Annotated in this window: 10 protein-coding genes and 1 pseudogene; 1 reads left to right on the forward strand and 10 read right to left on the reverse strand. The window is 62.9% G+C overall.

Annotated features, from left to right (window positions below; all coding sequences use genetic code 11):
- The first annotated feature begins 267 nt into the window (after positions 1-267).
- Positions 268-2,070: an adenine deaminase C-terminal domain-containing protein gene (locus tag CPY51_RS23975; protein ID WP_111162744.1), complete on the forward strand. Its 1,803-nt coding sequence runs from the start codon at positions 268-270 to the stop codon at positions 2,068-2,070.
- A 36-nt stretch (positions 2,071-2,106) separates the two neighbouring features.
- Here the strand turns inward: CPY51_RS23975 and CPY51_RS32895 are convergent, their stop codons facing one another.
- The 10 genes and pseudogenes from CPY51_RS32895 to CPY51_RS24020 form a co-directional block, all read right to left on the reverse strand.
- Complete coding sequence (locus tag CPY51_RS32895) at positions 2,107-2,253, reverse strand: hypothetical protein (protein ID WP_195909614.1); 147 nt, start codon at positions 2,251-2,253, stop codon at positions 2,107-2,109.
- A gap of 84 nt (positions 2,254-2,337) precedes the next feature.
- Positions 2,338-4,302, reverse strand: coding sequence for a 3-hydroxyacyl-CoA dehydrogenase NAD-binding domain-containing protein (locus CPY51_RS23980; RefSeq protein WP_111162745.1), 1,965 nt, complete (start codon positions 4,300-4,302; stop codon positions 2,338-2,340).
- A 14-nt stretch (positions 4,303-4,316) separates the two neighbouring features.
- Complete coding sequence (locus tag CPY51_RS23985; RefSeq protein WP_111162746.1) at positions 4,317-4,712, reverse strand: RidA family protein; 396 nt, start codon at positions 4,710-4,712, stop codon at positions 4,317-4,319.
- Positions 4,690-5,121 carry an acyl-CoA thioesterase gene (locus CPY51_RS23990; protein WP_111162747.1) on the reverse strand — a complete coding sequence of 144 codons (432 nt, stop codon included), beginning with the start codon at positions 5,119-5,121 and terminating at the stop codon, positions 4,690-4,692. The genes CPY51_RS23985 and CPY51_RS23990 overlap by 23 nt, the downstream gene beginning before the upstream one ends.
- Positions 5,122-5,130: 9 nt before the next feature.
- A complete protein-coding gene (locus CPY51_RS23995) occupies positions 5,131-6,318 on the reverse strand; it encodes an acyl-CoA dehydrogenase (protein WP_111162748.1) in 1,188 nt (395 codons plus the stop codon).
- A 14-nt stretch (positions 6,319-6,332) separates the two neighbouring features.
- On the reverse strand, positions 6,333-7,514 hold the full coding sequence (locus CPY51_RS24000; RefSeq protein WP_111162749.1) for an acyl-CoA dehydrogenase family protein: 1,182 nt from the start codon (positions 7,512-7,514) through the stop codon (positions 6,333-6,335).
- Positions 7,515-7,518: 4 nt separating this feature from the next.
- Positions 7,519-8,370: an enoyl-CoA hydratase family protein gene (locus tag CPY51_RS24005; protein ID WP_111162750.1), complete on the reverse strand. Its 852-nt coding sequence runs from the start codon at positions 8,368-8,370 to the stop codon at positions 7,519-7,521.
- Positions 8,367-9,155 (reverse strand): SDR family NAD(P)-dependent oxidoreductase, encoded by a 789-nt coding sequence (locus tag CPY51_RS24010; protein WP_111162751.1) that lies wholly within the window; start codon positions 9,153-9,155, stop codon positions 8,367-8,369. Before CPY51_RS24010 ends, CPY51_RS24005 begins: the two co-directional genes overlap by 4 nt.
- A 10-nt stretch (positions 9,156-9,165) precedes the next feature.
- The gene (locus CPY51_RS24015; RefSeq protein WP_111162752.1) at positions 9,166-11,484 is read right to left on the reverse strand and encodes a bifunctional salicylyl-CoA 5-hydroxylase/oxidoreductase; all 2,319 of its coding nucleotides are present in this window, start codon (positions 11,482-11,484) and stop codon (positions 9,166-9,168) included.
- A gap of 223 nt (positions 11,485-11,707) precedes the next feature.
- Positions 11,708-11,834 (reverse strand): annotated as a pseudogene (locus CPY51_RS24020) (IS630 family transposase); the annotation flags it as partial.

Genomic DNA, 11,834 nt, shown 5'->3' on the forward strand with positions numbered 1-11,834 from the left:
AGAAGCCCGTTTCTTGCGTCGTAGTCCGAATGTGTCCGAGACGGGTTGTTTGGAGCGGTTCCTTCTCGACAAATGATCCCGTGTGGATGGTCCGATATCGCAGCATATCGTTCGCCCTGGGCTCTTGTGGTGATCTCCAAAATCGGCCTAACATGCTCAAATGCAAAGCATGTCAAATTATTAGACAATACGACTTCGCGTAGATTTTGCGGTGAAGAGTTCGCCGTGGGAGAGTACGCGTCCGGTCTCTGGCAGGATAGGATTTCGATGGCCACGCTCACCCGTTTTTCCGTAAAGCCGCTGTCGACCATGACGCGGACGCTTGCCGACGTTGCTTCTGCCCGCAGGGAACCAGATCTGGTGATACAGGGAGCCAGGGTGCTTTCCACCTATTCCGAGCGCATTCTCGGTGACCGGGAAGTCTGGGTTGCTGGCGGTCGCATCGCCGCTGTGAAACCCGCCGGTACCTACAGGGGAAGCGGCGCAAAACTCTATGATGCCAAGGGCGGGATCATCGCTCCAGGCCTGGTCGATCCGCATATCCACATCGAGTCCAGCATGGTGACGGCCTGCGCCTATGCCGAGGCAGCCCTTCTCAACGGCACGACGACGATTTTCTGCGACAGCCACGAGATCGGCAACGTCATGGATGTCGCCGGCGTCGAGGCGATGCTGGAAGATGCGCGGCACGCGCCGCTGTCGATTTTCCTGACGGTGCCAAGCACGGTGCCCGCAACCTCGGCGGCACTCGAGACGGCAGGCGGCGACCTGACGCCTGAGAAGATTGCCGGACTGTTCGACAAATGGCCGGAGGCGGTGGCGCTCGGCGAGAAAATGGATTTCGTCCAGGTGGCGATGGGCGACGAGCGCAGCCACGCGATCCTCGCCGCGGCCCTGCAGCGCGGCCGTCCCGTATCGGGTCATGTCTATGGCCGCGAGTTCGTGTCCGCCTATGCCGCTTCAGGCGTCACCGACACCCATGAAGCAATCGATCGGGAGATTGCCGACGATATGCTCGAGGCCGGTATCTGGCTGTTCCTGCGCGGTGGGCCGCCGACGACGCCGTGGCATAGCCTGCCGCATGCGATCAAGACGATCACCGAACTCGGCGCCTCACACAAGCGTATCGCCGTCTGCACCGACGATCGCGATGCCGACGACCTTTTGCTGTTCGGTCTCGACTGGGTGACACGCGAAGCGATGAAGGCCGGCATGTCCAGGGAGCAGGCCTGGGCCATGGGCTCGCTGCACGGCGCGACACGCTTCGGCATGGATGGCGAGATCGGTGGGCTCGGGGGCGGGCGGCGCGCCGACCTCGTGCTTCTGACCGATGAGCTGAAGCCGGTCAGCACCTGGTACGGCGGCGAGCTCGTCGTCGACCACAGGAAGATCACGCCGGTGCTGGAGGCTGCACTTTCCAATCCCTATCGATACCCCGAGGCGGCCTATCATACCGTCAAGCTGCCGAAGAACCTCAAGCTGACGCCCGACCTGCCGACCGAGCCGGTCATCGCCCACACGATCAAGACGGAACTACCGGGTATCACGCTCGGGCATGTGACAGTAGAACTCGAGCCGGCGAACGACTGGCAGACCCATTTCGAGCGCCACGGTCTTTGTTTCGTGACGGTGGTCGAGCGACATGGCAAGTCTCCGGGGAACGTCGCACACGGTTTGCTCAACAGCTTCGGCCTGAAGAAAGGCGCGGTCGCTTCATCAGTCGGGCATGACAGCCACAACATCATCGTGGCCGGCACAAACGAGGCCGACATGCAGGTGGCGCTGGATGCGATCGAGGCCAGGCAGGGCGGGGTCTGCGTCGTCATGGACGGGAAGGTGACGGCGATGGTGCCGCTGCCCATTGCCGGACTTCTGTCCGACAAGCGGGTGCATGAGGTTGCCGACGAAGTGAAACTGCTGAAGGTCGAATGGGAAAAGGCGGAGTGCACCATCGCCTATATGGGGTTCAACCTCATCCCGCTCTCGGTGATCCCGGAAATCCGCATCACCGACAAGGGGCTGGTGCTGGTGCCCGAGATGACCATCGCGCCGCTGTTCGAGCCGGCCTGACCATACTTTGCCGGGCCGGGGCGATGGCGTCCCGGCCTATGGCTTCTGCGGGTCGGGCTGCTGGATGACTTTCTGCGGCTCCGCGTCCTTGCCGCTCTTGCTGGGGCTGAACGGCTTGATGACGAGAATACTCAGGATGGAGCCGATCATTACCACGACGATGACGAGCATCAGTGTTCGCATCTTCCCCACCTTTTATTCAGATCACAAGCTTCAACCTAAAGTGCTTGATCTAAGATGGTCCTAGGATTGGTTGCGTCAAGTCCGTCAGCGGCGGCCGGCTGCGAACATCGGGCCGCCACGATAGGATGGGAAGCCGTAGCCGTTGATCATTACAAGGTCGATATCCCCGGGTCTCGCGGCGATGCCGCCGGCCAAAAGGCGGTCGCCTTCGTCGGCCATGGCTTTCAGCAGGCGCGTCACGATCTCGTCTGATGTGAACGAACGGGGCTCGATCGCTTTTTCGCGGCGCGCCTGTTCGATCAGTGCGGTGACCTCGGGGTCGACGGTGCGCTTGCCGCCGGGGTAGACATACCAGCCGCGACCGGCCTTCTGGCCGAAGCGCCCGGCTTCGCAAAGGCGGTCTGATATGTCGACGTAGCGTGCATTCGGGTCGCGCGTCGAGGCTTGGCGCTTGCGGCGCGCCCAGGCGATCTCGAGGCCGGCCATGTCATAGACTGCGAAGAGGCCCATCGGGAAACCGTAGGCTTCAAGCGCGGCGTCGATCTCGTGGGGCAGGGCGCCGTCTTCGAGCATGAATTCGGCCTCGCGCCGATAGGCGGAGAAGATGCTGTTGCCGATGAAGCCTTCGGTGACGCCGCTGACAACGGGCAGCTTGCCCAGGCGTTTGGCGAAGGCGAGGGCCGTTGCGAGTACATCAGGCGCGGTCTTTGCGCAGTTCACCACTTCCACCAGCCGCATGATATTGGCCGGGGAGAAGAAGTGCAGTCCGACGATGCGCTCGGGAAGACGCGTCGCTGCGGCTATGGCATCGGGGTCCAGATAGCTGGTGTTGGTGGCGAGGATGGCGTCGTCGTGTACGACCACGTCGAGGCGCTGGAAGAGTTCGGTCTTGACGGTCAGGTCGTCGAAGACGGCCTCGATGATCAGATCGGCTGCGGCAAGCGCTTCCATCTCGGACGTCACCGTCAATCTCTGCAGCCGATCTGCCAGACCTGGGGCATCCAGTCGGCCGATCTGCACGGCTTTCTCCAAGATACCGGCGATGCGCTCGCGGCCTTTTTTGGCGGCTTCCTCGGTTTGCTCGATGCCGATGACGCGGTAGCCGGCATTAAGCGTAGCGACGGCAATTCCCGAACCCATCAGGCCGGTGCCGACGATGCCAACCGTCTCGATCTTCCGCGCAACTATTTTCTCCAGGCCATCGACCTTGCCGGCCAATCTCTCGGCGAAAAAGACATGGCGGAGTGCCGAAGCCTGCTCGCTGTCGCGCAGGCGAAGGAAGGTGGCGCGTTCGTCCGCAAGACCTTCGGCGAGGGGGGTGGTGGAGGCCGAGATGACCAGTCGAACGGTTTGTCCGGGGGCTGTCTGGCCTCTGGATCTGCCGAGCACCTTTTGGGCAGCAGCGTCGATCGCAGCCGTATCTTCGGCTCTGACGGCGAGCTGGCCGGTTCGGCGAAGCGGTCTTGTCGCGAGGTCTCTAACCATGGCTTCGGCCGCCGCCAGCGGATCGGCGGCCACGCTATCGATGAGGCCGAGCGTCACGGCTTCGTCGGCCTTGACGATACGGCCGGTGCCGATCAGGTCGATGGCGGCTATGGTCCCGATGAGGCGCGGAAGTCGTTGTGTGCCGCCGGCGCCCGGAACGATGCCGAGCTTGACCTCCGGCAGGCCGAAGCTCGCGGCGGTGCCGGCAATGCGGCCGTGGCAAGCAAGGACGATCTCGCAGCCGCCGCCGAGGGCGGCGCCATTGATGGCCGCCGCAATTGGCTTGTCAAAGTTCTCGATGCGGTTGATGACGTCCGGCAGCAACGGTTCGAGGGGAGGCTTGCCGAATTCCCTGATGTCGGCGCCGCCAACGAAGGTGCGGCCCGCGCCCGTGAGCATGACGCCGATGATGCCAGCATCCCGCTCGGCGTGGTCAAGTGCTGCCATCAGGCCGATGCGCACATGGGTCGAGGTTGCATTGACCGGCGGGTTGTCGATCGTGACGACCAGAATGCCGTCGGCTGCTGTTGCCGATACGCTTTCGGAAAAGCTTAAACCCGCCATTGCTTATCCCTCCGTTATTCCGGAACGACGGCGGTGGCCTGGATCTCGATCTTGGCGCGGTCCTCGACGAGGGCCACGACCTGCATGGCGGCCATCGCCGGGAAATGGCGGCCGATGATGTCGCGATAGGCCTGGCCGATGCCCTTGAGGTTGTCGCGATATTCCGCCTTGTCGGTGAAGTACCAGGTCATCGTGGTGATGTGCTGCGGCTCGGCACCACCTGCCGCAAGAATTGCCACGACGTTCTTCAGCGTCTGGCGGACCTGCGCCACGAAATCATCGCTCTCGAATTCGCAGCTCTCGTTCCAGCCGACCTGGCCGCCGACGAACACCATGCGACCGGTGGCCGACATGCCGTTGGCATATCCGATCGGCTTGGCCCAACCTTCAGGCTGCAGGATCGTGTGCATCGGTCTTCTCCAGATGATGTTCCAGCGCTGCACGGATATCATCCGGCCAGGCAAGCGATTGATGGGTATCGAGCGATGTGGCGACGACGCGCTGGCGTGCGGTCCAGAGGACCTTGCCGGCGGCGGAAACCTCATGCTCGAGATCGAGCGAGGAGCGGCCGATGCGGCGCACCACGATCGCGAATTCCAGTTCGTCCCCTTGAAAGCCGGGACTTACGAAGGTCGCGTCAAGGCGCACCGTTGGCATGCCGATACGGCGCTGTTCTATCAGGGTTTTCCAGGGAAAGCCGAGCGACGCGAAATAGTCCTCCGTCACACCGACGAGGATGTTCAGGTAGGATGGGAAATATGCGATCCCCGAGGGATCGCAATCTCCAAAGCGCAAGGGTCTGGTTGCCTTGAATGCCAAGTTCGTGCCTCAGTTCGCAAAGGCCGCGATGCCGGTGATGGCTCGGCCGACGATGAGGGCGTGGATGTCGTGGGTTCCTTCGTAGGTGTTGACCACTTCAAGGTTGACCAAGTGGCGGATGATGCCGAACTCGTCCGAGATGCCGTTGCCGCCGAGCATGTCGCGGGCAGCCCTGGCGATGTCGAGCGCCTTGCCACAGGAATTGCGCTTGAGGATGGAGGTGAGCTCGACCGGCGGGTGGCCCTCTTCCTTCATCCGTCCGAGGCGCAGGCAGCCCTGAAGGCCGAGGCTGATCTCGGTCGCCATGTCGGCCAGCTTCTTCTGGATCAACTGGTTGGCGGCAAGCGGCCGGCCGAACTGGTTGCGATCCAGCACGTATTGCCGCGCCTTGGCATAGCAATCCTCGGCAGCGCCTAGCGCACCCCAGGCGATGCCGAAGCGGGCCGAGTTCAGGCAGGTGAAAGGCCCCTTGAGGCCGGTAACGTTGGGCAGCATGTTTTCTTCGGGCACGAAGACGTTGTCCATCACCACTTCGCCTGTGATCGAGGCGCGCAGCCCGACTTTCCCGTGTATCGCCGGGGCCGACAGTCCCTTCCAGGCCTTCTCGAGGATGAAGCCGCGGATGACGCCGTCCTCCGTCTTGCCCCAGACGACGAAGACGTCGGCGATGGGGGCGTTGGAGATCCAGGTCTTGGAACCGGTCAGGCTGTAGCCGCCGTCCACTTTTTTCGCGCGGGTCGCCATCGAACCGGGGTCGGAACCGTGGTTGGGCTCGGTCAGGCCGAAGCAGCCGATCCATTCACCGGTTGCGAGCCTTGGCAGGTACTTCTGCTTCTGGGCTTCTGAGCCGAAGGCGTCGATCGGTACCATGACCAGGGACGACTGCACGCTCATCATCGAGCGGTAGCCGCTGTCGACGCGCTCGACCTCGCGCGCGATCAGGCCGTAGGCGACATAGCCGAGGCCGGAGCCGCCGTATTCCGGTGCGATCGTCGGGCCGAGCAGGCCGAGTTCGCCCATTTCGCGGAAGATCGCCGGGTCGGTCTTTTCGTGGCGGAAGGCATCGAGAACACGAGGGGCAAGCTTTTCCTGCGCATAGGATTGCGCGGTGTCGAGCACCATGCGCTCTTCGTCGGTCAGCTGCTCCTGCAGCCGGAACGGATCGGCCCAGTCAAAGATTTCACGGGTGTGCTGCATAGTCTGATCTCCCATCAATTGGCCTTCAGGAGCTCGCGCGCGACGATCAGTTTCTGAACCTCGGTCGCACCCTCGTAGATGCGAAGCGCACGAATCTCTCGATAAAGCTTCTCTGTTATTTCGCCACTTCTGACGCCGCGGCCGCCGAAAAGCTGGACGGCACGGTCTATCACGCTCTGCGCCGTCTCCGTGGCCGTCATCTTGGCCATGGCCGCTTCGCGGGTCGTCGGCAGTTTCTGCACGTCGCGACGCCAGGCCGCCCTGTATGTGAGCAGTGCTGCAGCATCGATGCCGGTCGCCATATCCCCGAGGGCGGCTTGCGTCAACTGCAGGTCGGCAAGCGCTCCGCCGAACATCGGCCGCGCCTTGGCATGGGCGATGGATTCGTCGAGTGCGCGGCGTGCGAAGCCGACGGCAGCCGCCGCCACCGAGGCGCGAAAGATGTCGAGCGTCCGCATGGCGATCTTGAAGCCTTCGCCCGGAGCGCCAAGGCGGCGCGACGCAGGGATGCGGCAATTCTCGAAGCGGATGGTCGCCAGCGGGTGCGGCGCGATCACCTCTATCCGCTCGGTGACCGAGAAGCCCGGGTCGTCGGCAAAGACGACAAATGCGGAGATGCCGCGCGTTCCCGGAGCCTCGCCGGTGCGGGCGAAGACGGTGTAGACATCGGCAATGCCGCCGTTGGAAATCCAGGTTTTCTCGCCGTCGAGAACATAGTGTTCGCCGTCAAGCCGGGCTGCGCAAGCCATCGCCGCGACATCGGAGCCGGCGTCTTTTTCCGACAGGGCGAAAGCGGCCAGCCATTTTCCCGACCGCACCTTCGGCAGCACCGTAGCGCGCAGTGCATCGTCTCCTGAAAGCCCGATCGCGCCGGTGCCGAGGCCCTGCATGGCGAAGGCGAAATCGGCAAGCCCGTCATGCCAGGCAAGCGTTTCGCGGGCGAGGCAGACAAGGCGGGAATCGATCGGCATGTCGCCGGGTGCACCAGTACCAACCGCAGCGCGCAGGAGCCCGGCGTCGCCGAGGGCCCGCACCAGCTTGCGGCAGGCATTGTCGACGTCCGCGTGGTCGATTTCGCTCAGCGCCGACTTTGCGAATTGATCGACGTTCCGGGCAAACTCCCGATGCTCGATGTCGAAGAACGGCCATTCGAGATGGTCGCGCGTCGGTCCTCTGAGCATGGTTGGCGCCGACATCGCGTCAATTCCCTCGGAATTCTGGCTTGCGCTTGGCGGCGAAGGCTTCGAAGGCGCGGCGGAAATCCTGCGTCGCCATGCAGAGCGCCTGCGCTTGCGCTTCGGATTCGATCATCTCGTCGATGCCCATCGCCCATTCCTGGTTCAGCATGGTCTTGGTCATGCCATGGGCAAACCATGGGCCATCGGCGAGCGAACGGGCGAGCTTGACGGCTTCCTGTTCCAGATCGGCCTGCGCATGGAGACCGTTGTAGAAGCCCCATGCACTGCCCTCGGCAGAGGTCATCGAGCGGCCGGTGTAGAGCAGCTCGGCGGCGCGGCCCTGGCCGATGATACGGGGAAGGATGCCGCATGCGCCCATGTCGGCGCCGGCGAGGCCTACCCGGGTAAACAGGAAGGCGGTCTTTGCCTCGGGCGTCGCCAGGCGCAGATCGGAGGCCATTGCGAGGATCGCGCCGGCGCCGGCACAGATGCCGTCGACGGCGGTGACGATCGGCTGCGGGCATTTGCGCATCGCCTTGACCAGATCGCCAGTCATGCGGGTGAAGGCGAGAAGCTCCGGCATTGCCATGCGGGTCAGTGGCTCGATGATCTCGAATACGTCGCCGCCGGACGAGAAATTGCCGCCGGCGCCGGTCAGGACGATCGCCCTGACGTCGGATGCATAGACGAGGTCGCGGAAGAGATCGCGGAGTTCGGCGTAGCTTTCGAAAGTAAGCGGGTTCTTACGCTCTGGCCGGTTCAGGCGAATGGTCGCCACGCGTCCGTCGTCGCTGACCTCCCAGAGGAAATGCTTTGCCTGGTAGTCCTTGAAGGGCTTCAGATGACCCTGCATCGTCATGTCGCGCTCGCTCATCCCGCCTGAACCTCCCCACCGGCAACCGCGATTGCCTGACCGTTGATCGATGCCGCGCCCGGCGATGCGAGCCACAGAACGGTATCGGCAACCTCCTCCGGTTTGACGAGCCGTCCCTGCGGATTGGATTTTGTGAATTCGGCCAGTGCCTGCTCGGCAGAGCGACCGGTCTTGGCGACGATGGTGTCGATCGCGCGCTCGATGATCGGCGTATCGGTGAAGCCGGGGCAGACGGCGTTGACAGTGATGCCGGTCTTTGCGAGCTCGACCGCCAGCGACCGGGTCAGGCCGACGACGCCGTGCTTGGCGGCGACATAGGCGGAGACGTAGCCGTAGCCCTGAAGCCCGGCCGTCGAGGCGATGTTGATGATGCGGGCGTCGTGGCCGTGCGATTTCAGGTCCGCCAGAGCTGCCTGCGTCACCAGGAAGACGCCAGTGAGATCCACGGAGATCACCCGGGACCACATGTCCAGGCTGGTTTTTTCAAACGGCGCGGTGGGTGCTTCGCCGGCATTGTTGACAAGGATAGTCACCGGACCGAATTTCGTCCTTGCGGCGGCAAAGCCGGTGGCGATTGCCTCGGCATTCGTCACGTCGAAACCGGCGGCAACGAACGCCGCGTCTCCGAGTTCCGTGGCAAGTGCATCGAGCGGCTCGCGGCGGCGGGCGGCGAGCGTCACATGGGCGCTTTCGGCAACAAGGGCGCGTGCGATCGCTGCGCCGATGCCGCTGCCGGCACCGGTGACGAGGGCATGACGGCCCGCAAGTTTGCCCGAGGTTGTCATCGTCGGCTACTCACTTTGCCGGCGCGGGTGGAACCGCGCGGGCGAGGTTGGCTTCATACTGATACTTGCCTGCCTGGTACTGCTTTGGCCAGGGGATCGAGCTTATACCGATCTTGGCCGCTTCGTGCAGCGACCATGCGGGGTCTGCCAGATGCGGACGGGCGACGGCGCAGAGATCGGCGCGACCGGCGGCGATGATCGAATTGGCGTGGTCTGCTTCCGAGATTGCCCCGACCGCGATGGTCGGGATACCAATTTCGTTGCGGATTTTGTCGGAGAAGGGGGTCTGGAAGAGGCGGCCATAGACCGGCTGCTCCTCCTTTGACACCTGCCCGGACGAGCAGTCGATCAGGTCGGCGCCGGCATCCTTGAACATCTGCGCGAAGATCGCGGCATCCTCAGGCGTATTGCCGCCATCGGTCCAGTCGTTGCAGGACAGGCGGACCGAGATCGGCTTGTCCTCAGGCCAGACGGCGCGGATGGCTTTGAATATCTCCAGCGGGTAGCGGGCGCGATTTTCGTGGCTGCCGCCGTATTCGTCATCGCGGATGTTGGTGAGCGGCGAAAGGAAGCTCGAGAGCAGGTAGCCGTGGGCGCAGTGCAGCTCCAGCCAGTCGGCGCCGGTCGTTGCGGCCAGTTCGGTGGCGCGAACGTGTTCGGCCTTGACGCGGTCCATGTCGGCACGGTCCATCGCCTTCGGCACCTGGCTGTGTTTCAGGTAGGGCAGGGCGGAGGCCGAGATCAGCGGCCATTCGCCCTCGGTCACCGGCTGGTCGATGCCTTCCCAGGCAACCTTGGTCGCGCCCTTTCGGCCCGCATGGCCAAGCTGGATGCCGACCTTGGCGCTGCTATTGCTGTGGACGAAATCGACGACGCGGCGCCAACCTTCCGCCTGCTCCTCGCTCCAGAGCCCGAGGCAACCCGGGGTGATGCGGGCGTCGGGCGAAACGCAGGTCATTTCGGCGAAGATCAGAGCCGCGCCACCGAGCGCGCGCGCGCCGAGATGCACCATGTGGAAATCGTTGATCAGGCCGTCCTTGGCCGAATACATCGCCATCGGCGACATGACGATGCGGTTCGGCAGCGTGACGCCGCGCAGCGAATAGGGCGTGAACATCGGCGGCAGGCAGCGATCGTTGCCGACGGCAAGCCCCGACTTCTTCGCAAACCAGCGCTCGTAGCCTTCAAGCCAGTCCTTGTCGCGGAGCCTGAGGTTTTCGTGGCTGATGCGCTGCGAGCGGGTGAGCATCGAATACATGAACTGCTCGGGTTCGAGCGTGTCGGCATATCGGCGGCCGACGACCTCGAACCATTCCATGGCGTTGCGCGCCGCATTCTGGATGCGGGCGACGTCGACACGGCGGATTTCCTCGTAGGTGTCGAGGACGGCGGGGATCTTATCGACGGTATGGCCCTGCAGCTGGAACTGGCGCGTCAATTCGATCGCATCGTCGATCGCAAGCTTCGTGCCGGAGCCGATGGCGAAATGGGCGGTATGGGCGGCGTCACCCATCAGCACGACGTGGGAATTGCCGTTGAAATGGCTCCATTTTCCGCAGATGAGCCGGTTGAAATTGAGCCAGGCCGAGCCGCGGACATGGCGGGCGTTGGTCATCAGCGAGGCGCCGCCGAGCACTTCCGAAAACAGGTTCTCGCAAAAGGCTATCGAGCCGTCCTGGTCGATCTTGTCGAGGCCGTGGGCAAGATAAGCCTCTTCCGTGGTCTCGATGATGAAGGTCGAGGTCTTGTCGTCGAACTTGTAGATATGTGCCTGGAACCAGCCGTGGTCGGTCTTGCGGAAATCGAAGGTGAAGGCGTCGTAGAGCTTGTTAGTGCCCAGCCAGATATACCGGTTCGGGCGGGTGATCATGTCGGGCTGGAAGATCTCGGGATAGTGATTGCGGATTTTCGAGTTCAGCCCGTCCGAGCCGATGACGAGGTCGGCGTCCGGATAATCGAGATCGGAGTTCGCATCGGTTTCGAAGACGAGCTCGACGCCGAGCGCTTCGCAACGCTTCTGCAGGATGTTCAGGAGTTTCTTGCGGCCGATGCCGACGAAGCCATGGCCGGACGTGCGCTGCCTCGTGCCCTTGAACCAGACTTCGATATCGTCCCAGTGATTGAAGGCATCCTGGATTTCGGCCGCACTTTCGGGGTCCCAGACCTTCATCGAATCCATGGTCGCGTCGGAGAAGACGACGCCCCAGCCGAAGGTGTCGTAGGGCTTGTTGCGCTCGACGACGCGGATCGAGTGTTCCGGGTGGAGCTTCTTCATCAGAAGGCCGAAATAGAGCCCTGCGGGGCCGCCACCGATACAGACGATTTTCATCGCATTTCCTCTACAGTCGCTCCACGGCGCGAGCCGCATCGTGTCGAGTTATTTTAAGTTTAAAATATAATCACCAGATATCCTGCGTCAAGCATTAAATGGGAAGAAAGACCCCTCCCCAACCCTCCCCACAAGGGGGAGGGGGTTAACTTGCCGCGCCGTTCTCCTAAAACAACGCTCTCCGCGCAACAGAGGAATCGAGTGTTTGAGCGGGTGCGGCAACCTAGTCGATTGATTCCAACACTTGGTGCCCACGTCTGACGGCTGCGATGATGTCGTCAGGGTCTGCTTTCCAGATGAACGGCTTCGGCTCTTCATTGTGCTCTTTGATAAAGCGGTTGATGGCTGCC

The sequence above is a fragment of the Arminella tubonensis genome, from assembly GCF_003240585.1.
Taxonomy (GTDB): Bacteria; Pseudomonadota; Alphaproteobacteria; order Rhizobiales; family Rhizobiaceae; genus Rhizobium; species Rhizobium tubonense.

Bases quoted from the DNA above. Each gene is read 5' to 3' on its own strand.
- CPY51_RS23975 (WP_111162744.1), top strand. From the start codon at position 268: ATGGCCACGCTCACCCGTTTTTCCGTAAAGCCGCTGTCGACCATGACG.
- CPY51_RS32895 (WP_195909614.1), bottom strand. From the start codon at position 2,253: ATGCGAACACTGATGCTCGTCATCGTCGTGGTAATGATCGGCTCCATC.
- CPY51_RS23980 (WP_111162745.1), bottom strand. From the start codon at position 4,302: ATGGCGGGTTTAAGCTTTTCCGAAAGCGTATCGGCAACAGCAGCCGAC.
- CPY51_RS23985 (WP_111162746.1), bottom strand. From the start codon at position 4,712: ATGCACACGATCCTGCAGCCTGAAGGTTGGGCCAAGCCGATCGGATAT.
- CPY51_RS23995 (WP_111162748.1), bottom strand. From the start codon at position 6,318: ATGCAGCACACCCGTGAAATCTTTGACTGGGCCGATCCGTTCCGGCTG.
- CPY51_RS24000 (WP_111162749.1), bottom strand. From the start codon at position 7,514: ATGTCGGCGCCAACCATGCTCAGAGGACCGACGCGCGACCATCTCGAA.
- CPY51_RS24005 (WP_111162750.1), bottom strand. From the start codon at position 8,370: ATGAGCGAGCGCGACATGACGATGCAGGGTCATCTGAAGCCCTTCAAG.
- CPY51_RS24010 (WP_111162751.1), bottom strand. From the start codon at position 9,155: ATGACAACCTCGGGCAAACTTGCGGGCCGTCATGCCCTCGTCACCGGT.
- CPY51_RS24015 (WP_111162752.1), bottom strand. From the start codon at position 11,484: ATGAAAATCGTCTGTATCGGTGGCGGCCCCGCAGGGCTCTATTTCGGC.